Origin of the sequence: Thioalkalivibrio sp. K90mix, assembly GCF_000025545.1 — a bacterium.
GTDB lineage: Bacteria > Pseudomonadota > Gammaproteobacteria > Ectothiorhodospirales > Ectothiorhodospiraceae > Thioalkalivibrio.
Genome location: NC_013889.1, coordinates 871,527 through 890,991, shown reverse-complemented (window position 1 = coordinate 890,991; position 19,465 = coordinate 871,527). Strand labels below are relative to the sequence as shown.

The 19,465-nt window shown below is 65.7% G+C and carries 16 protein-coding genes, 2 tRNA genes and 1 pseudogene; 8 read left to right on the top strand and 11 right to left on the bottom strand.

What is annotated here, in order from left to right:
• Positions 1-21 precede the first annotated feature (21 nt).
• The 7 genes from hscB to TK90_RS04165 form a co-directional block, all read right to left on the bottom strand.
• Positions 22-546, bottom strand: a complete 525-nt coding sequence (gene hscB / locus TK90_RS04195) for a Fe-S protein assembly co-chaperone HscB (RefSeq protein WP_012982244.1) — start codon at positions 544-546, stop codon at positions 22-24.
• 121 nt (positions 547-667) lie between these two features.
• Positions 668-991 (bottom strand): iron-sulfur cluster assembly protein IscA, encoded by a 324-nt coding sequence (iscA, locus tag TK90_RS04190; RefSeq protein ID WP_012982243.1) that lies wholly within the window; start codon positions 989-991, stop codon positions 668-670.
• Between the two features lie 7 nt (positions 992-998).
• Positions 999-1,400 (bottom strand): Fe-S cluster assembly scaffold IscU, encoded by a 402-nt coding sequence (gene iscU, locus TK90_RS04185; RefSeq protein ID WP_012982242.1) that lies wholly within the window; start codon positions 1,398-1,400, stop codon positions 999-1,001.
• Positions 1,401-1,455: 55 nt separating this feature from the next.
• Positions 1,456-2,679: an IscS subfamily cysteine desulfurase gene (locus tag TK90_RS04180; RefSeq protein WP_012982241.1), complete on the bottom strand. Its 1,224-nt coding sequence runs from the start codon at positions 2,677-2,679 to the stop codon at positions 1,456-1,458.
• Between the two features lie 27 nt (positions 2,680-2,706).
• On the bottom strand, positions 2,707-3,201 hold the full coding sequence (locus TK90_RS04175; RefSeq protein WP_012982240.1) for an Rrf2 family transcriptional regulator: 495 nt from the start codon (positions 3,199-3,201) through the stop codon (positions 2,707-2,709).
• A 57-nt stretch (positions 3,202-3,258) separates the two neighbouring features.
• On the bottom strand, positions 3,259-4,086 hold the full coding sequence (cysE, locus tag TK90_RS04170) for a serine O-acetyltransferase (protein ID WP_012982239.1): 828 nt from the start codon (positions 4,084-4,086) through the stop codon (positions 3,259-3,261).
• Positions 4,087-4,143: 57 nt separating this feature from the next.
• Positions 4,144-4,881 (bottom strand): RNA methyltransferase, encoded by a 738-nt coding sequence (locus tag TK90_RS04165; RefSeq protein WP_012982238.1) that lies wholly within the window; start codon positions 4,879-4,881, stop codon positions 4,144-4,146.
• A 149-nt stretch (positions 4,882-5,030) separates the two neighbouring features.
• Between TK90_RS04165 and TK90_RS04160 the strand changes: the two genes are divergently transcribed.
• Together TK90_RS04160 and TK90_RS04150 are read left to right on the top strand one after the other, a co-directional pair.
• Complete coding sequence (locus tag TK90_RS04160) at positions 5,031-5,849, top strand: inositol monophosphatase family protein (protein WP_012982237.1); 819 nt, start codon at positions 5,031-5,033, stop codon at positions 5,847-5,849.
• A gap of 54 nt (positions 5,850-5,903) precedes the next feature.
• Positions 5,904-7,075, top strand: a protein-coding gene (locus TK90_RS04150; RefSeq protein WP_148216244.1) for an IS3 family transposase whose coding sequence is annotated in 2 segments (ribosomal slippage) — positions 5,904-6,162 and positions 6,162-7,075 — 1,173 coding nt in all. Because the reading frame shifts where the segments join, the coding sequence is not laid out codon by codon here.
• Between the two features lie 862 nt (positions 7,076-7,937).
• Here TK90_RS04150 and TK90_RS04145 read toward each other — a convergent pair.
• Positions 7,938-9,794, bottom strand: coding sequence for a thioredoxin domain-containing protein (locus TK90_RS04145; protein ID WP_041444305.1), 1,857 nt, complete (start codon positions 9,792-9,794; stop codon positions 7,938-7,940).
• A 253-nt stretch (positions 9,795-10,047) separates the two neighbouring features.
• Here TK90_RS04145 and TK90_RS04140 point away from each other — a divergent pair, with 253 nt between their 5' ends.
• The 6 genes and pseudogenes from TK90_RS04140 (at position 10,048) to TK90_RS04115 (ending at position 18,937) form a co-directional block, all read left to right on the top strand.
• Entirely contained in the window at positions 10,048-11,031 is a 984-nt protein-coding gene (locus tag TK90_RS04140; RefSeq protein ID WP_012982234.1) for a MerR family transcriptional regulator, read from the top strand.
• 69 nt (positions 11,032-11,100) lie between these two features.
• On the top strand, positions 11,101-12,627 hold the full coding sequence (locus TK90_RS04135) for a cryptochrome/photolyase family protein (RefSeq protein ID WP_041444183.1): 1,527 nt from the start codon (positions 11,101-11,103) through the stop codon (positions 12,625-12,627).
• Complete coding sequence (locus TK90_RS04130) at positions 12,627-14,036, top strand: deoxyribodipyrimidine photo-lyase (RefSeq protein ID WP_012982232.1); 1,410 nt, start codon at positions 12,627-12,629, stop codon at positions 14,034-14,036. The genes TK90_RS04135 and TK90_RS04130 overlap by 1 nt, the downstream gene beginning before the upstream one ends.
• Positions 14,037-14,062: 26 nt before the next feature.
• A complete protein-coding gene (locus TK90_RS04125; protein WP_012982231.1) occupies positions 14,063-14,326 on the top strand; it encodes a hypothetical protein in 264 nt (87 codons plus the stop codon).
• Between the two features lie 138 nt (positions 14,327-14,464).
• Positions 14,465-14,965 (top strand): hypothetical protein, encoded by a 501-nt coding sequence (locus TK90_RS04120; RefSeq protein WP_012982230.1) that lies wholly within the window; start codon positions 14,465-14,467, stop codon positions 14,963-14,965.
• A gap of 148 nt (positions 14,966-15,113) precedes the next feature.
• Positions 15,114-18,937 (top strand): annotated as a pseudogene (locus TK90_RS04115) (AAA family ATPase).
• A gap of 80 nt (positions 18,938-19,017) precedes the next feature.
• Here the strand turns inward: TK90_RS04115 and TK90_RS04110 are convergent.
• The 3 genes from TK90_RS04110 to TK90_RS04100 all read right to left on the bottom strand — a co-directional run bounded on the left by TK90_RS04110 (position 19,018) and on the right by TK90_RS04100 (position 19,445).
• A tRNA-Glu gene (locus TK90_RS04110) sits at positions 19,018-19,093 on the bottom strand.
• A gap of 20 nt (positions 19,094-19,113) precedes the next feature.
• Entirely contained in the window at positions 19,114-19,344 is a 231-nt protein-coding gene (locus TK90_RS04105) for a hypothetical protein (protein ID WP_012982227.1), read from the bottom strand.
• Between the two features lie 25 nt (positions 19,345-19,369).
• Positions 19,370-19,445, bottom strand: a tRNA-Ala gene (locus TK90_RS04100).
• Between the last annotated feature and the right edge of the window lie 20 nt (positions 19,446-19,465).

Here is a 19,465-nt window from a genome sequence, read left to right as displayed (position 1 = left end):
GAGGCCGCGGCTGGTTATGGACTAGCCGCGCGCCAGGTTCTGTCGGGTTCGTTTCAGCTCGGTCAGCAGGCGGTCGAAAAAGCGCAGTTCCAGCACGCGATCCTTGGCTTGTGCCCCGGGCGATGCCGGATCGGCCAGGGCCTCGGCGACCTTCGAGCGCGCTTCATCGCGGGCCTTTTCCAGCTCCATGCCCACCGCGTCCAGTTCCTCGCGGTCGCCGGCGGATTCGGCCTCCTCCAGGCGTTCACGCCACTCGATCTGGGCCTCGATGAACTCGATGTTCTGGCTGGTATCGCGTTCGGGATCGAACGTGACACCCGCACGCTCCAGCAATGCCACCGCACGGCGGTAGTCATCGTCGAGGATGGCATAGGCCTCGTTGACATCTGCCGCCATGGCTGCGGCCATGCGCCGCGCCTGGTCGCCCTGGCGGACAAAGCGGTCGGGATGCAGCTCCGCCTGCAGGCGCTTGAAGCGCTCGGCCAGCTGCTGACGGTCGATTTCGAAGGCGACCGGCAAGTCGAACTGCTCGAAGGGATCGGTCATGACGTCCTGCTGTCCTCGCAACGAGAGACTGGCAACGGGGGCGGCGGGCACCCAACGCAAAACGGGGTGGGACAGTGGTTGCCAGGCAACCACCATGCACCACCCCGGATGCGAGCATCACTCAGATGCTGAAGCTTTCACCACAGCCACACCGGGCCTTCTCGTTCGGGTTGTTGAACTTGAAACCCTCGTTCAGGCCTTCCTTGCCAAAGTCCAGCTCGGTGCCATCCAGATAGACCAGCGATTTCGGGTTGACCACGAGCTTCACGCCACGATCCTCGAACACCGTGTCAGTGTCTTCGATATCGTCCGCGAACTCGACCACATAGGCCATGCCCGAGCAGCCGGTCGTCCTGACCCCGAGGCGCACGCCCAAGCCCTTGCCCCGTTGGGCAAGAAAGCTCTGGATGCGCTCGGCCGCCGGTTCGGTGAGTGTAATCGCCATAGGCACCTCAGGCGGTCTTCTGCTCGTTCTGACCATGCCGCTCCTGGTAGTTGGAGATGGCCGCCTTGATCGCGTCCTCGGCCAGCACGGAGCAGTGGATCTTCACCGGCGGCAGGGCCAGTTCTTCGGCGATCTGCGTGTTCTTGATCTGGCTCGCCTCTTCCAGGGTCTTGCCACGCACCCACTCGGTGAGCAGCGAGCTGGAGGCGATGGCCGAGCCACAGCCGTAGGTCTTGAACTTGGCGTCTTCGATCACGCCGTCGTCGTTGACCTTGATCTGCAGCTTCATCACGTCGCCGCAGGCCGGGGCGCCGACCATGCCGGTGCCGACGGACTCGTCGTTCTTGTCGAAGCTGCCGACGTTGCGCGGATTTTCGTAGTGGTCCAGAACCTTGTCACTGTAAGCCATGACCGTTCTCCTGTTGCGTAGTACGCGTTTGCGTTCGTGGTGCCGAGCCGGTGGCCTAGTGGGCCGCCCACTCGACGGTGCTCAGATCGATGCCGTCCTGGTACATCTCCCACAGCGGGGAGAGCTCGCGCAGCTTGGCCACTGCGGCGCGCACGATCTCGACTGTATGGTCGACCTCCTCGACGGTCGTGTAGCGACCGATGGAGAAGCGGATCGAGCTGTGCGCCAGCTCGTCGTCACGGCCCAGCGCGCGCAGCACGTAGGACGGCTCGAGGCTCGCCGAGGTACAGGCGGAACCGGAGGACACGGCGATGTCACGCAGCGCCATGATCAGGCTCTCGCCCTCGACGAAGTTGAACGAGACGTTCAGGTTGTGTGCGACCCGCTGCTCGGCGTCGCCGTTCAGGTAGACCTCTTCCATACCATCGAGGCCCGCCCACAGACGGTCGCGCAGCATGCGGATGCGCTCGAGTTCGGTGCCCATTTCCTCGCCGGCGACGCGGAAGGCCTCGCCCATGCCGACGATCTGATGAGTCGCCAGGGTGCCGGAACGCATGCCGCGCTCGTGACCACCGCCGTGCATCTGCGCCTCAATGCGCACCCGCGGCTTGCGGCGCACATACAGCGCGCCGATACCCTTCGGGCCGTAGACCTTGTGCGCGGAAAAGCTCATCAGGTCGACCGGGAGTTTGGACAGATCGAGCGCAACCTTGCCAGCGGACTGAGCGGCGTCCACGTGGAACACGATTCCGCGCTCGCGGCACAGGTTGCCGATTGCCTCGATGTCCTGGATGACGCCGATCTCGTTGTTCACGTGCATCACGGAGACGACAATCGTGTCATCGCGGATTGCATCCCGCAGCTCATCCATGTCCACCAGGCCGTTGTCCTTCACGCCCAGGTAGGTGACCTCGAAGCCTTCGCGCTCCAGCTGGCGTGCGGTATCCAGCACGGCCTTGTGTTCGGTCTTGACCGTGATGATGTGCTTGCCCTTGCGCTGGTAGAAATGCGCGGCACCCTTGATCGCCAGGTTGTCGGACTCGGTGGCGCCGGAGGTCCAGATGATCTCCTTCGGGTCGGCGCCAACCAGCGCGGCAACCTGTTCGCGGGCATTCTCCACAGCCTTTTCCGCACCCCAGCCGAAGCTGTGGCTGCGCGAAGCCGGGTTGCCAAACAGGCCGTCCTTGGTCAGGCAGCCCGTCATCTTCTCGGCCACACGCTCGTCGACCGGCGTGGTCGCGGAGTAGTCCAGGTAGATGGGCAGTTTCAGGTCACTCATTTCGTGTTCACTCCTTTCGCGACCGCCTCAGGCGGTCGCATTGCTCGATTTCGTTGCACCGCCCTTGAGGGCGTCGCCGTGCATGACCACTTTCTTCACGCCGTCCTGTGCCATCTGCGCCTGATGCCGTTCCAGCACGTCCGCCAGCGTCCGACTGCTGAGAAAGTCGTAGAGCTGCTGGCTGAGATCCGTCCACAGGTCGTGCGTCAGACAGCGTGACTCGGAATTGCAGTTAGCCTTGCCGCCGCAGCGCGTGACATCCACCGGCTCGTCCACCGCGACAATGATATCGGCCACCGAGATACCCTCGGGCTCCCGACTCAGCGCATAGCCGCCACCCGGGCCGCGACTGCTGTTCACCAGGCCTTGCCGACGCAGCCTGGAAAACAGCTGCTCCAGATAGGACAATGACAGTTTCTGGCGTCGCGCCACCTCGGCCAGCGATACCGGGCTGTTCTCGGTGTGCATCGCCACGTCCAGCATGGCGGTGACGGCGTAGCGTCCTTTGGTCGTCAGTTTCATGGCTGTGTTTGTTTCCTGCTCATTTGCCGCGCAGCTTAGAATACCCGACCAAAACGATCAAGTATTCCCCTGCTGTTTACGTTCTTGTTGGCTTTCCGCAGGCCGGGGCACTTCACATTCGTCCGGCTCCAGCCCCTCCAGATCGCAGGGCTCGATCGGCCTCGAGTCCACATCGCCCACCACCTCGCCGGGGTCGATCCCCGCACGCTTCAGGGCCTGGCAGGCCTTGTCCATGCGCTCGTCCAGTTCGTGCACCCGATGCACGATCCGGTGAATCGCGTTGGCCACCGGGTCGGGCATGTCGCGGGCCACGCCATAGGCGTCGAAGCCCATGCGGTCGGCCATCTGCTGAAACCGCGGGTCCGGCTCCGGCCGCGGACCGATGACCCGCGCCGGGATTCCCACCGCGGTCGCATCCGCGGGGACATCCTTCAGCACCACGGCATTCGAACCGATGCGCGCACGGTCACCCACGTGGATCGGGCCGAGCAGTTTGGCCCCCGCACCGATGACCACCTCGTTGCCCAGCGTCGGGTGGCGCTTGCCGCCCTCCCAACTGGTGCCACCCAGGGTCACCTGGTGGTAGATCGTGCAATCGTCGCCGACCTCAGCAGTTTCGCCGATCACCACGCCCATGCCGTGGTCGATAAAGAAGCGCCGCCCGATCTTCGCGCCCGGGTGGATCTCGATCCCGGTTACCCAGCGGCTGAAGTTGGCGATCACCCGCCCCAGCCAGCGCATACGATGGTTCCACAGCCAGTGCGCCAGCCGGTGATACCAGAGCGCATGCAGACCGGGATACGCCGTCAACACTTCGAAGGCGTTGCGGGCGGCGGGGTCGCGTGCGAACACGCAGCGGATATCCTCGCGCATCCTGTCAAACATGGTCCGGCCTCATTCCTGAGTCATTTACTAAGGTATCACTTCCGCGCGCGGCCCGCCTCAGCGGCCACGCTCCGTGTGCGTCAATATGCCGCGCAGCATGCGCACCTCGCTGGCACTGAGCCCCGCGCGCATATAGAGGTGGCGCAGACGCCGCATCAGATGACGCGGGTTCTCGGGATCCAGCACTTCGATGGTCGTCAGCGCCTTTTCAAAATGGCTGAACAGGCCCTCCATCTCCGCCTGGCTCGCCAGCGGGTCGCGCGCATCCTCCGGTTCGGCTGCCGTTCTGGCCGACTCTCCGGCCAGGGCGGCCATGCGCAAGGCATAGGTCATCACCTGCACGCTGCCAGCGAGATTCAGGGAGCTGAAATTCGGGACAGTCGGGATCTGTACAAAGGCGTTGCAGTGATCCAGCTCGGCGTTGGTCAGCCCGCTGTGCTCGCGCCCGAACACCAGCGCGACCGGCCCCTCGGCCGCTTGCGTCAGCACCTGTTCGGCCGCGATGTCCGGACCCAGCACGGGCACCGAGTGCGTGCGCAACCGGGCGCTGGTGCCAATGACCCACACACAGTCCGAGACCGCAGCCGCCAGGTCGTCCACTACCCGTGCCCCCGCCAGCAGGTCATCGGCCCCGGAGGCCAGCGCCGTGGCATCCGCATGCGGGAACCGCTCTGGCGCTACCAGCACCAGATCGGTGATCCCCATGGCCTTCATCGCGCGTGCAGCGGAGCCGATGTTGCCCGGATGCGTCGTGCCCACCAGCACGACCCGCACCCGGCCCAGGCATTGCTCCATATGCGGAACCCCCTTCGTTCAAGGCGTCGGATTGTACACACCGGTGCCTGCGACTTCCCAAAAAAGAGCCGCTTGTGTATTGTTCGCGGCCTTTCCGCGGCACGTGCGCGCGCCCGCTGGACACCCCTCAGGACACCAGGAGACACCCCATGCACCCCATGCTGAACACGGCGGTATCGGCGGCTCGCGAGGCCGGACGCATCACCACCCGCGCCTGGGGAAGACCGGATCGTATGAACACGCGCGAGAAGGCCCGCAACGACTGGGTGTCGGATGTCGACCTCTCCGCCGAGCAGGCGATCGTGCAGGCCCTGCGCCGCGCCTACCCCGATCACACCATCATGGCGGAAGAAGGCGGACAGCAGGACGGGGCTGACGGCGAATACGTCTGGATCATCGACCCGCTGGACGGCACCACCAACTACCTGCGCGAGATCCCCCAGTACGGCATTTCCATCGCACTCAAGCACAAGGGACGACTGGAACAGGCAGTGGTCTACGACCCGCTGAAGGAAGAGCTGTTCACCGCGACGCGGGGTGCCGGGGCATTTCTCAACAGCCGTCGCATCCGCGTCTCCGACCGCAAGGACCTCAACGGCGCCCTGCTGGGCACGGGCATCCCCTTCCGCGAAGGCCAGGATCTGGAGCGTTACCTCAGCAGCCTGCGCCACCTGGTGCCGGGTACCGCCGGTGTGCGCCGTCCTGGCTCCGCCGCGCTGGATCTGGCCTGGGTTGCCTGCGGGCGTTTCGATGGCTTCTGGGAAATGGGCCTCCAGCCCTGGGATATCGCGGCGGGCCTGCTGCTGGTGCAGGAGGCGGGTGGCGTGGTCAGTGACTGGGCCGGCAACCCGGATGTGCTGCGCCGCGGTGATGTCGTCGCCGGCAACCCGAAGGTGCTCAAGGCCATGCTGCAGCGCCTGCACCAGGCCGAAAAAGAACGCGCCGCCCAAGCGAGTGTGCTGGTCTAATGTTGGTGGACACCTCGATCGGTGGAATGATTGGGATCTGATCGAGGAGACGATATGGGACGCAGGAATTTTGATCCGGAGTATAAGCTTCGGGTTGCCCGGATGGTGGTGGACGAGGGCCAGGGTGTGCCGCAGGTGGTGCGGGATACGGGGGTCGGCGAGACGGCGGTCCGGCGCTGGGTCGAGCAGCTCAAGGCGGATCGATCCGGCGAGGCGGGTGATGGTCGCCCCCTGACGCCGGAGCAACGCCGGATCCGGGAGCTGGAGGAAGAGAACCGCCGACTGCGAGAGGACAAGGCCCTACTAAAAAAGGCTTCGGCCTTCTTCGCCCGGGAACTGCTGTGATGGTTCGCTGCATCACGACGCTGGCGAAGAAGGCTCCGGTGAAGCGGGTGTGTGATCTGCTGGAGGTGAACCGGTCGGGCTACTACGCGGCGCAGACGCGCCGCCGGCGGCCGCGCCAGCCGTGTGCACTGGAGGCACGGGTCAAGGAGGCGTTCGAGCAGTCGGAATGGACCTACGGCAGCCGCCGTGTGCAGGCCGCCCTGCGTTCGGACGGTGTGACGGTGGGCCGCTACCGGGTCCGCCGTCTGATGCGGGAACAGGGCCTGCGCCCGGTCTGGAAGCGGGCGTTCGTCGTGACCACCCAGCGGGATGCGACCGCGCCGGTGGTGGAAAACCACCTGGACCGGCAGTTCCAGCCATCGCGCCCGAACGCGGCCTGGGTGACGGATATCACCTACATCCGGACCCGCACCGGCTGGACGTATCTGGCGGCGGTGCTGGACCTGTTCAACCGCAAGGTGGTGGGCTGGTCCATGAGCCGAAGGCTGGATGCCGAGTTGGCCTGCAGTGCGCTACGCATGGCGCTGCAGAGCCGGCAACCCGAGCCCGGTCTGCTGGTCCACTCCGACCAGGGCTGTCAGTACACCAGCGACGCCTGGCGGCGTGTGCTGGCGCAGCACGGCGCCCGGGCCAGCATGAGCCGGCGGGGTAACTGCTGGGACAATGCGGTGGCCGAGCGCTTCTTCCTGAACCTGAAGATGGAGCGGGTCTGGCGGCGGGACTACGCCAACCATGGCGAGGCCACCCGGGACATCACCGACTACATCGTCGGCTTCTACAACGAGCGCCGGATGCACTCGACCTTGGGCTACCTGTCGCCCAACGCCTACGAGCGAAAATGGACAGCCGAACCTCCTATCGAGGTGTCCGAAATCGCTTGACCACTACAGAGCGACTGAGCCCCCCTTCGACCGCCCTGCCGGGCTAACACCCAGGTAGCCCCCCCGGCCACCTTTCGCGCCGTTAAGGCTGGACCTGGTTCGTCCTCTGGTGTTTATCGTGGCTTCGGTCCGCCGCCTGCCGCGACCCCGGCCCGCACAGCGGGCCGGGGTTTCCCTCGCTCCGAGGCTTTTCGCGGGCGGCGCTGAAACTCGCTGCGCCTTCGGCTTCGCTCAGACAGTCAGCGCCTCTCTTCCCGCGAAAACCCTCTCCACTCGGCGCGACGACAACGGGGGTGAAGGTCAAGACAACAGCTGCTCTGGCGCTTGTGCTTATGGATGGAGGCTAGGTCTTCGAACATCTTGGGCAAGCTCGGCCTTCGGCCTTGGCGTGCCGCGCCCGCTAGCGGGTGCCAGACCCAATGTAGGATGCGGATGAGCGCGGCGAATCGCATCAGGGTTGCCCCGACGTCGGAACGGTGCGTTTCGCTGTAGTCAACCGCACCCTACGGCGCTGGAGTTGGCTGCAGGCGTGGGGATACCTTCTGTTTTGACCTTCATCCCCCCGTATGAAGCCCCTTGCGGAAGGGTCCTCGGGACGGAAGAGAGGCGCTGACTGTCTGAGCGGAGCGTAGCGCAGCGAGTTTCAGCGCCGCCGTCCCGAGGACCCTGGAGCAAGGTCCCCGGGCGGAATCCGGGTGCCCTTCTTTGGGTACTTTCTTGGGCAAGCAAGAAAGTACCTCGCGGCGCGCTGGCGAGACAGCGCAGGCAGGCGGCGGACCGAAGCCACCGTAAACACTGAAAGACGAACCACGCCCAGCCTCAACGGCACCGGACAGGTGCGACACACGCCGGGCGCTGGCGATCAGTCGCGTTCCTCGAACCAGAGGATCAGCCGCGCATGATGCTTCGGCTGCCCTTCGACTCCGCGCCCCGGGCGCAAGTCGTATTCCTCGAAGGCCGTCCTGAGCGCCTCGCTGTGCTCCAGCCACTCTTCGGTCATCCGCAGGATCAGCGTGGTCGGCGACGGCCGATGCACCGCCGGATGGAAGCGCTGCGAGATCATCCCGGGCAGCGGGGGTTCCGGCTCGGACCGAAAGCCGTCGTCATCACGGAAACGCTCCCAGGCCGTCTCCAGCAAGGCGATCGCGGCGTCGCGATCACCACTGTCGCGTACCGAATCCCAGTCACGAAGCCCTTGGGCAACATAGGCGTAGTCGTTCAGCGTCGCACCGCCGGCATCGTCGCTCGGCAGGCCCATCAGCGTCGGCAAGTCGTCGGGCGACTCGGCCACCTCCAGCAACCACGAGCGCACGGCCTCTCCGGCCTCCTCGAAGCGCTCGTCGTGGTCGGCTGCAAGCGACAGCGCGGAAAGCAGCAGCCCATGCGCCCCGGTCAGGACCTTTTCGTCGCGCGGCAGACCGCGCTCCTCGCGAGCCTGGATCAGGGCCTCGCGGCCACTGTCCACCTGCTCCCGCACCACCTCCTCGTCGAGCTCGAAGCGCTCGGCCAATTGCGTGATGGAATCGCCTCCACGCGGCAGGTATCCGAGGTCGAACACCGAGGGCCCTTCCATCCCGAAATAGGCCCGCACCAGTTCCGGGTGCTCGTGCTCCGCCAACGCAGCGTCGAGGTCCTCCTCAGGCCACAGGTACGCACCGCCCTCGCGCCCCTGCTCGTCGATGGCCGAGAGACTGGCCGCGAATCCACGAAAGCCCTCGGGACCGACGTCGGCCTGTTCGCCCAGGTCATCCTCGCGCAGGGCCATGTCGCGCTTCACGAAATCGAGGTTCTCCAGGCCGATATCGACCCAGTCATCGCGATCGAAGTGCTTGCCCGCCTTGAGGTAAATCCATGCCAGCTGGGCCTGGTCCTCCAGCATCACTTCGAAATGCGGCTCGTCCCAGTCCGGCGATTCGGAATAACGAAAGAACCCGCCACCCAGGACGTCACGCAGCCCGGACCCGCTCATCTCGTCCAGCGTGATCTCGAGAAATTCCGGGACCCAGTCCGGTGCCTTGCCAGCCTGTTCGGCCTCGAGCATCGCGCGCAGCCACGGCGAATGCGGGAACTTGGTCGAACTCCCGAACCCGCCCTGGAGGTCATCGGCCTCGCGTTCCATTGCGTTCCAGAGGACCTGCGGCAGACGCGCCGCCCGACTGTCCGACATGGGCTCTTCGCCCTTGCGCAGTTGTTCGGAGAGCTCGTCACTGCCGCGGCGAGCGAGCTCCAGAAGCCTGTCGTAGTCTGCCGCGAGGCGATCGGTAATGCCGTCCAGGAACTCCGCGAACTGATCACGCGGGGCATACACCACGCCTGTGAGCGCGTACCCCTCGGGCGTGACCACCACGTTCAGCGGCCAGCCGGTTGCCCCGGCGGTCGCGCGCTGAAACTCGAGCAGATAGGTATCGAGCGCGCCGTTCACCTCGCGATCGACCTTGACCGGGATGAAATGCTCGTTCAGGCGCTCGGCAATGCCATCGTCCTGGAAACTCTCCTCCTGCATGACATGGCAGTAATAGCAGGAGTAGTACCCACTCGAGATCAATAGCGGGCGCTGTTCCTCACGGGCTTTCTCCAGCAGCGCAGGATCCCAGGCACGCCACTGTACCGGGTCGTCGACATGCAACCGGAGGTACGGGGAAATACTCTCTGCCATTTCGGGATTGGCCTGCACCGGCATGGCCACAGCCAAGGACAGGGCTGTAATCACGCCCAGCATGGAACTGGCCCGAATGACCGGATGTCGCGCTCTGTGTCCGTCCTGCGGCATGGTTCGCCTCCATATGGGATCCTTTGCCCTATTAGGGGACTAAACCCCGTTCGGGTTCATTCCAACGGAGATACCCCATGAAGGCCTGGTGGCCAATCGCGAGGGAGCGGTCGAGCTCGGGGTTGACGGCAACCATCAGTACGGCCGATGCTCGGCCCGAATACGTAGTACATGATCCGTACAGATGCTGTACAATTAACCAATGGCCAGCGCGACACAATTGGGCACATCCGAACAGGAAGGTCTTTATCCCATCCGCCACGTGTGCGCGGAGACCGGGATCAATGACGTCACTCTGCGCGCCTGGGAGCGCCGCTACGGGCTGATTCGCCCGATGCGCACGCCCAAGGGTCATCGGCTGTACAGCGCAGACGACATTGCCCGCATCAAGCGCATACTGGAGCTGCTCGACCAAGGGATTCCGGTCTCCCAGGTCCATCGGGTCCTGGCCAGCGAAAACGCAACGGTGGAACTGCCCTCCTCGCCGCACACCGAATCCGAAGCGCCCGCCAACCACAATCGCACGGGCAGCAGCAAACCCGGTATTGCCCCTCACACGCTCGACCCACTGGCCGAGGCGCTCTATGCCTCTGCCGCGGAACTGGACGTTAGTCAGCTGGAAAGGACCTACGCCCGCCTGGTCATGCGCCACGGCTGGAACGGCGTGCACGAAAGCGCCTTTCTCGACGTCTATCGGCGTCTGCGCGAGGAATCGCGGCACTCGCCCGAAGGCGAGGTTCGCCTGGCGGTTTTCGCGGCCTGGGCGACCGCGGCCTTTTCCGACCAGCTGCGCGCCGCGATCCGGGCCTGCGAGGGCCCCTCGATCCCGTGCCTGGTACTGGGGGGCGGGCACCAGCAAGTGGGCGGGATGTTACTGCAGCTGGCCTGCGCCCGACGGGGCCTGAAGACCCTTCCGCTGTTCGACGCCACCAGCCCCCAGGCCCTAGAGGCACTGGTGCAGCGTCTGTCGGCCCCTGCGGTGATCATCCATGGATCCTCGCAGCTGATGCGTTCGCCCGAACTGCCGCGCGTCGAGGCCATCCTGAGTCGTCCCGGTCCGCGCTGCTATCTGGCGGGTTCCGCCGCGCTGGAACTCGCCCAGATGGATCATCAGCGCGAGATCGAAGTGCTGCCCGGCGCGCCGCTCGAAGCGGCCGAACTCCTCAGCCGGCAGCTGCCTCACTGAGCCGGTCCACCACGGCTCGTGGACTCCGGCCAACCTCCGACCGCAAACGACCACCCGACGAGATTACTGGTGGTCCTAGGTGACCAGCTCGCCCAGCCACACCCCGCTCTGGAGGCCTTGCACCCGTCCCGTGACGCCCTGTGGATGGCCGAGGTGCCGGGCGAATCGCTGCATGTCCGGTCACACACCGCCCGTACGGTGCTGTTCCTCTCGGCGATGCGACACTTCGCCCGGCGCCAGCGCGAGGACGGGTGGACGCTGCACTACCATGCCCTGGGCGAACACAGGCACCACACGCTCGAGTCCGTCCTGGAGGCCGATCTGCGCCGCCTGCGTCCGTGCGAGGTTCAGGTCCTGCAACCTGGCGAAATCCGCGTACAGCGCGGACTGGAGGCGGCCTGCCGCAGCGCCGGGGTCACGCTCACCGTCCTGCCCGACCCGCTGTTCCTGGTATCGCTCGAGGCATTCTCCGAGTGGGCCGGGGCCCGCAAGCAACTGCGGATGGAGTATTTCTACCGCGACCAGCGCCGCCGCCTTGATGTACTGATGGAGGGCGGCGGACCCGCCGGCGGCCAGTGGAACTTCGACGCCGAGAACCGGCGGCATTTCGGCCGCGAAGGCCCCGGCCGGCTGCCAACGCCAAAAGCCTTCCCGCCCGACGCCCTCACGCGCAAGGTGATCCAGACCATCGCCGAGCAGCTGCCCGACCTCCCCGGCCGCTGCGAGGACTTCGACTGGCCGGTCACACCCGCACAGGCGCGCGAGGCCCTGGATGATTTCATCGCCCATCGGCTGCCACACTTCGGCCAATACCAGGACGCGATGTGGAGCGGCGAGCCCTGGCTGTACCACGCCCGCCTGTCCGCCGCACTGAATCTGCACCTGCTCGGCCCGCGCGAGGTAATCGCTGCGGCGGAAGGCGCCTGGCACAGTGGCCATACCCCGCTGGCCGCTGCGGAAGGCTTTGTCCGTCAGATCCTGGGCTGGCGCGAGTATGTGCGCGGCCTGTATTTCCATTTCGGCGAGCGCTGGCACGAGTGGAACGCGCTCGAAGCCGGGGAGCCCCTGCCGGCGCTGTACTGGGATGCCAACACCGAGATGCACTGCCTGCACGAAGCCATCGGGCAGACCCTGCGTCTTGGCTATGCCCACCACATCCAGCGCCTGATGGTCACCGGCCTGTTCGCGCAGCTGCTGGGGGTACAACCGGCCGCCATTCACGGGTGGTATCTGGGCATCTACGTCGATGCGGTGGAATGGGTGGAGATGCCGAACGTCATCGGCATGTCGCAGCACGCCGATGACGGCCGCATGGCCTCCAAGCCCTATGTCGCCACCGGGCGCTACATCCAGCGCATGAGCAACTACTGCACGCAGTGTCGCTATCACCCGACCGAGGCGCTGGGCGACGACGCCTGTCCATTCACAACCCTCTACTGGGACTTCCTCGATCGCCACCGCGATCGCTTCGCGAATCATCCGCGCACCGCGCTGCAGTGGAAGCACGTCGAGAAGATGGACACCGAACGCCTTCAGGCCATTCGCACACAGGCCGCCGCGATCCGCGAACGGCTGCGCCAGGGGGAGCGACTCTGATGCCCGGACCCACCCTCGTCTGGCTGCGCCAGGACCTGCGCCTGGCCGACCAGCCCGCGCTGCATGCCGCCGTCGAGCGCGGCGGGGCCGTGATCCCGGTCTTCATTCATGCCCCGGACGAGGACCTGCAGTGGCCCCCCGGGGCCGCCTCCAACTGGTGGCTGCACCACAGCCTGCAGTCGCTCAACGAGGCGCTGAACAAGGCCGGCAGCCCTCTGGTGGTGCGCGCCGGCCCGAGCCTCGACACCCTGCGCGAGCTGGTCGCCGAGACCGGGGCCACGGCCGTGTACTGGAACCGCGTCTACGAACCCGCTCGCGTCCTGCGTGACCAGGGCATCAAGGCCGGGCTGCGCGCCGACGGACTGGATGTTCGCAGCTTCAACGCGGCCTTGTTGATCGAGCCCTGGGATGTCGAGACCGGCCAGGGCGGCCCGTACAGGGTCTTCACCCCGTTCTGGCGCGCCTGCCTGCAGCGCGGGATCGAACAGAACCCGCTCCCCGCCCCTTCCCGCCTGCCGGCGCCCGGGAAACCACCGCGTTCCTTGATGCTCGACGACCTGGAACTGTTGCCACCAATCGACTGGGCCGGCGGCCTGCGCGCCACCTGGACGCCCGGCGAGCGTGGCGCCCGGGACCGCCTGGAGCGGTTCCTCGAGCAGGCGATCGCAGGCTATGCCGACAGCCGCGACCGTCCCGACCAGGACGGCACCTCGCGGCTGTCACCGCATCTGCATTTTGGCGAGGTCTCGCCGCGCCAGGTGCTGCGCGCACTGCGCGATGCCGGCGTCAGCCTGGATCACAAGGGACCCGAGTCCTTCGTGCGTGAACTCGGCTGGCGCGATTTTGCGCACCATGTGCTCTATCACTTCCCGCACACGACGGAACAGCCCCTGAACCCGCGCTTCGAAGATTTCCCCTGGCGCGAATCGGAGGCCGACCTCGCCGCGTGGCAGCAGGGCCGCACCGGCATCCCGATCGTGGACGCAGCGATGCGCCAGCTGTGGGAAACCGGCTGGATGCACAACCGCCTGCGCATGGTCGTGGGCTCGTTTCTGACCAAGAACCTGCGCCTGCACTGGGGACACGGCGCCCGATGGTTCTGGGACACCCTGGTCGACGCCGATCTCGCCTCCAACACCCTGGGCTGGCAGTGGGCCGGCGGTTGCGGCGCCGACGCGGCACCCTATTTCCGGATCTTCAACCCGCAACGCCAGGGGGAACAATACGACCCGGACGGGCGATTCGTGCGAAGCTTTCTGCCGGTGCTCAAGAAGACCGAAACACGGTATATTCACGCCCCGGGCGCCGGCGGCACCCCGGGCTATCCCGACCCGATCGTCGATCTGAAAGCCAGCCGCCAGGCCGCACTCGAGGCCTTCGAGGCCATCAAGAAGACTTCACCCAATTAAAGAACATCATCCAGCAAGGCCCAGACATGACCTTTTCCGAACGCAACCTGCACTACCCCAAAGGCGTCAGCTACAACTTCAGCCGCCACGACAAAACCACCCCGGTACGCGTGACCCACGAGGGCAAGCGCTACGTAGGGCAGATCCTGAATTCCAAAGCCCCCTACCGCATCCGCGTGACTGAGGAGATCGTCGCACCCGGCTCCGCGCGCTTCATCCCGGTACGCGAGATCCAGGTGCAAAACCTCGATGGTGTCGAGTACCTGCACAACGGCTACCACGGGCACTAGGGAGACGCGAGGGCGGCCATCGCGGCCGCCCCTCGGAGCAGGCAAAGGCATGGCGGCTCATGCACACACGGGTCCCCATGCCCTAAACTTGAGACATAGTCACCCAGAAACCGGCTCCGGGTCGGCAAGGAGTACGCCATGAAATACCGGCTGATCGGCATGATCGGTCCTGTCCTGCTGGCCTTCCTGCTCACGGGTCCGGTGGCGGCAGAAAAGCCCTCAGACGAGCGTGCACTCGCAGGCGCCGAACACGGCCAGATCCTCTGGGACATCACCATTGGCGACCCCGAACGTCTGATTGCCCGGCTGAGCGTCATCGAGGAGACCTACGAGGACATGGTGCGCCAGGGCCTGGAACCGAACATGGTGTTCGCGTTTCGCGGCGGTGCCGCCGCATTGATCGCGCGCGACACCAACCACCTGGAGATCGAGGACGTCTCGGCAGTACGCCACATCCATGACCGCCTGGCCGACATCCAGGAGCTGGATGGCGTCCATATGGAGGCCTGCTACATCGCCACCCGTCGCTTTGATCTGGGCCAGGAGGACCTGATCCCGGGCGTCCATCTGGTGGGCAACACCTTCCTGTCCATCATGGGCTATGAGCGGCAGGGATACACCACCATCCGGATCGACTGACCCGGCCCCTCAAATCCCGTTACAATCCAGGTGATATCGTCTCGCGGCCAGACAGCGCGGGCAAGACACGCAATAACCACCCGGGCACCGGCAACAGCGGCGACGTCGTCTGTTGGCATGCACCCGGCGTTTGCGATAGGGGGGATGGTTGGCTCATCTGGAGATCACGACCTTCGGCACAGTCGGCGTGCGGGTCGAGGGACGAGATGTGCCCGCCCTGTCCGGCACCAAGTTGGGGCTGCTGCTGACCTACCTGGCGGCCGAATGTCCACGGCGCGTTCCACGCCAGGAGCTGGCGCACCTGTTCTGGCCCGAGCTGGACAGCGACAGCGCACGTGTCAACCTGCGCCAGGGCCTCTTTCAGCTGCGGCGCCAACTCCCGGACCTGCCCACCGCCCTGCTTGAAGCCACACCGCGCTACGTCCACTTTCAGCTTCAGCCCGGCACACCGAGATCGATTTCCTCGCCCTGCACCGCCTGCGGGCCGACCGCAGCCACCTGAGCTGCAACGAACTGGCCGCACATACCCTCGCGAGCATCCGCCACTACCATGGGCCCTTTCTTGATCCCGTGCGCGCACTCCAGGATCTCCCCGAGCTCGCCGCCTGGGCACAGACACAGCGCGACCACTACTGGTCCCAGCTGCTCCTTCTGATCGAGGAAAATCTCGACGTTCTCTGTCATTCCTCAGACGCCGAGGCCCTGCTCACCGAGCTCCAGCGCCTGGTGGCGATGGAGCCCCACGAAGAGGCTCTGCACCGTCTGGTCATGCTGACCCTGGCCGGCATGGGTAACCGCGAGCGGGCGCTGGAACACTTTGGCCGCCTGGAGCGCCAGGCGGTCGATGGCCCTGGTCAGTTACTGGTGCGAACCCGCGACGAAATCCTGGTCCCAACACCAAAGGCACCGGCCACGGTGTCTCCGACTGCCACACCCGAGACAGCCTCCCTGCGTGCCGAGCGCCGCCGGGTCACCGTCGTGGCCTGCCTTGTCCAGGCGGACTCCGACCTTGACGTAGAGCTGCAGCATGAACGCATGCAACACACGCTGGAGCAACTGGACCTGGTCTTGCTGAACCATCGGGGCCATGTCGTTCGGGCCCCTGGCTGCGGCCTCCTCGCCTATTTTGGCTATCCTGCAGGACGCGAGCAGGCCACTGTCGATGCCGTCCACGCCGCCTGGCAAGTCCTGCAGACAGCACCAAGCGACTGTCAGCTGCGCATAAGCGTCGATACCGACCTCATCGTAACAGGGGTCGACCCGGACACCCCCGACCCCGCTGGCCAGCTCAGCCAGCGCGCGCAGGCTCTGGCGCGTTCGACCGACACGGGAACGCTCGTGGTCTCTCCATCCGTGCACCAGCGCGTCTCGGGATATTTTCTCTTCAGCCCTCACGCGGGCACGGGAGCACCCGAAGGAAGCCAGCGCGTCACGGGCGACCCCGGCCCCCTGGATCGTGTCGATGCCCAGCACGCCCGAGGTGGCCTCACCCCCCTGGCGGGACGCACAGAGGAGCTTGAGCGCCTGCACCAAATCTGGCGCCAGACACTCAAACATCACAAGCCGCACTTTGTACTGATCCAGGGTGAAGCCGGACTGGGCAAGAGCCGTCTCGCACGACACCTCGACGAGCGCATCCGCGGCCAGGCGCGCTCGCGCTTCCTGCTGAAGTGCCGCGAGGACCGCTCGCGGCACTTGTTGGCGCCCGTGCGTCAGGCGTTCGCCACCTGGCTTGGACTCGGCAGCATGAATGCCAGCCGCCAGCGGCGACTGGCACGGGTCCTCGGCACCGCTCGCTCACTCGATGCGGACATCGCCGACGCCCTGGCGCACTGGCTCACACACCCGGACAGCAACGGGCTCGAAGCGCTGGCCGCGCAGGGACTCGACCGGGATCACATCATTGATGTCCTCGTCGAGCTCGCCCGGCGCCGAGCCCGCCGAGGCCCCCTCCTGCTGATCTGTGACGACCTGCACTGGATGGATTCCGGCACGGCCGAATTCCTTCGACGCCTGTATCAGCGCCTGCATGACCGCCCGTTGCTGACCCTGCTCACGGCCCGCATGAGCTTTCGCTCCAACTGGCGCGATGTCCCGCTTGAGCATCTGCGACTGCACGCCCTGCCCGACCAGGCTGCACATGAACTCATCGAGCGTTGCGACACCCGGCATCGCCTGACGAAACACCTGCGCGCGCAACTCATCGAACGCGGCGAGGGCGTCCCGCTTTTTCTCGAGGAGCTGACGCGCTACACCCTCGAAGCCGCGCGCACGGGGACCCTCCCCGACACCTTGCCGCCCGGGCTGGCCAATCTGCTGGTGGCACGCCTGGAACAAACCGGGACCGCGCGGGATTTGGCCCACGCCGCCGCCGTAATCGGACGCGATTTTGATACACGCATCCTGAGTCACCTCCTGGAGCAGCCAGCCGACACGATCCGCCGCCAGCTCAGCCGCCTCACGGGCCGCGGGTTCGTCGAGCCGGTCGGCGTCCTGGACGGTGTGCGCTACCGTTTCCGTCACGCCCTATTCCAGCAGGCTGCCTACGAATCCATGCTGGTGGCCGAACGAACGCGTCTTCACGGCCGCCTGGCGGATCTCCTGCGTGACGATCAAGGCACGAGCAATATCGACTGGGGCCAGGTGGCCAGCCATCTTTATCACGCCGGACGTGTGGACGAGGCCGTGCCCGCCTGGCTCGAGGCGGGAGAGGCGGCGTTCGCCCGGGGCATGCTGCTGGAGGCATCACACTACTTCGAAGATGCCCTCAGCTGTCTCGATCGCGAGCTAGGCGACCGGGAACCCTCGGAAGAACGCGACGCGCAGACGCAGCGAGCTCTGGGCGGACTGGGTGCCTCAAACCTCGCCCTGTTGGGGTACGGCTCCCGCACGGTCCACGCGATCTTCGAACGCACCTTGGGCATCACCGCGCCTCAGCGAGATGCGGTGCAGTACTTCCGTGTGCTCTGGGGCCTTTGGCACGGCGCCGGATCCTGGCACGGCTTTGATGAAGCCCACCGACTGGCCAACGACATGGAACAGGTCGCAGAGCAGTCGAACGACCGCCTGCTACGAATCGCCGCACACTACGTACAAGGCAACACGCACTTCTGGAGTGGCCAGCTACCGCTGGCGCTGGAACACCAGACCCAGGCGCTCGCCCTGTACCGCGAAGACGACCACCCGCACCTGGTCGCGCGCCACACCGAGAACCCCGCGATCAGCTCACGCGGCTTCATGGCCTGGACGCTCCTCTTCTTCGGCAACCACGCTCGCGCGTGGGAGGAAATGGATGCGGCCTGCGCCGAGGCCGCAGCGCTGGAGCACCGCCCCACAGAGGCCTTTGTATACGCCTTCCGGGCAGCGCTTGGCTTCTTCGCCGACGACCCTGACGAAGCCCTGACCTCCGCCCGCCGCGCGCTCGCGATTGCCGAGGACTATGACTATCCCCTCTGGCGGGCCTCAGGCCTGGCACTACAGCACTGGGCCCTGGCGCGCCAGGGCGACACCTCGGCCGTGGCACCACTCCGGGAACAGGCAGACGCATTGCGCCACATCATGGATGGCGTCAGCACCATCTTTCAGCTCTTCCTGCTCGACGCACTGCATGCAACCGGAGCCAAGCCTTCTGAGCGTCTGCAGATCGCCACCGCTACACTGACCAACTGCCTGAAACGAGGCGACCACGGCTTCGAGCCCGCAATCCGGCGACTGCGTGCCCATGCGCTGCTGGAACACAGCGACGGCACCGACAACGAGGGTTGGCAGGAGCTGGAGCGGGCACGCCGTCTGGCCCACGACCACGGCAACCCGAATATCGAACGATTAACCCTGCTCGACTATGCCCGCTTTGCTCGCGATGACGTCTGGCGCCAGTGGAGCGAACGCGAACTCCTGCGCATCAACCACTGCATCATCCCCCGACGACACCCATCCGAGCAGGCGCTGCAGCAGAACCCGCGGCTCGCCTGAAGCGATCCCGGGCCAGCACGGGTAGCGTCCTGCACAAAAGAAAAGGCCCGAACCTTTCGGTTCGGGCCTTTTCGGAATAATGGCGTCCCCACGGGGATTCGAACCCCGGTCGCCGCCGTGAAAGGGCGGTGTCCTAGGCCTCTAGACGATGGGGACGTAGAGGCAACGTCTTGTTGCTAGTTTGGCGGGCCCTGGGGCCGGCCGCTTCTGTGACCTCCGGCGGTCTCACGATAAATGATCGTGGTTACAACACCGGTAAACACCAGAAGAAATCCGATCGGAACCGCCGCAATCAGGGGCTTGGACCAGGTTTGCTCCCCGGTGAACATCAGCCCGAAACCGCCGAACAGTCCAACCACTGCGATCACCAGACCCACCCAGATGGATATAACCCCAAAACGATGCATCGGTGAACTCGCTTACACCCGAATTTGGTGGAGCCAGGCGGGATCGAACCGCCGACCTCCTGCATGCCATGCAGGCGCTCTCCCAGCTGAGCTATGGCCCCGTGTCAGGCGAGCGCGTACT

What these genes read in the sequence shown, in the direction of transcription:
- hscB (WP_012982244.1), bottom strand. Translation starts at nt 546, where the DNA reads ATGACCGATCCCTTCGAGCAGTTCGACTTGCCGGTCGCCTTCGAAATC.
- iscA (WP_012982243.1), bottom strand. Translation starts at nt 991, where the DNA reads ATGGCGATTACACTCACCGAACCGGCGGCCGAGCGCATCCAGAGCTTT.
- iscU (WP_012982242.1), bottom strand. Translation starts at nt 1,400, where the DNA reads ATGGCTTACAGTGACAAGGTTCTGGACCACTACGAAAATCCGCGCAAC.
- TK90_RS04180 (WP_012982241.1), bottom strand. Translation starts at nt 2,679, where the DNA reads ATGAGTGACCTGAAACTGCCCATCTACCTGGACTACTCCGCGACCACG.
- TK90_RS04175 (WP_012982240.1), bottom strand. Translation starts at nt 3,201, where the DNA reads ATGAAACTGACGACCAAAGGACGCTACGCCGTCACCGCCATGCTGGAC.
- cysE (WP_012982239.1), bottom strand. Translation starts at nt 4,086, where the DNA reads ATGTTTGACAGGATGCGCGAGGATATCCGCTGCGTGTTCGCACGCGAC.
- TK90_RS04165 (WP_012982238.1), bottom strand. Translation starts at nt 4,881, where the DNA reads ATGGAGCAATGCCTGGGCCGGGTGCGGGTCGTGCTGGTGGGCACGACG.
- TK90_RS04160 (WP_012982237.1), top strand. Translation starts at nt 5,031, where the DNA reads ATGCACCCCATGCTGAACACGGCGGTATCGGCGGCTCGCGAGGCCGGA.
- TK90_RS04145 (WP_041444305.1), bottom strand. Translation starts at nt 9,794, where the DNA reads ATGCTGGGCGTGATTACAGCCCTGTCCTTGGCTGTGGCCATGCCGGTG.
- TK90_RS04140 (WP_012982234.1), top strand. Translation starts at nt 10,048, where the DNA reads ATGGCCAGCGCGACACAATTGGGCACATCCGAACAGGAAGGTCTTTAT.
- TK90_RS04130 (WP_012982232.1), top strand. Translation starts at nt 12,627, where the DNA reads ATGCCCGGACCCACCCTCGTCTGGCTGCGCCAGGACCTGCGCCTGGCC.
- TK90_RS04125 (WP_012982231.1), top strand. Translation starts at nt 14,063, where the DNA reads ATGACCTTTTCCGAACGCAACCTGCACTACCCCAAAGGCGTCAGCTAC.
- TK90_RS04120 (WP_012982230.1), top strand. Translation starts at nt 14,465, where the DNA reads ATGAAATACCGGCTGATCGGCATGATCGGTCCTGTCCTGCTGGCCTTC.
- TK90_RS04105 (WP_012982227.1), bottom strand. Translation starts at nt 19,344, where the DNA reads ATGCATCGTTTTGGGGTTATATCCATCTGGGTGGGTCTGGTGATCGCA.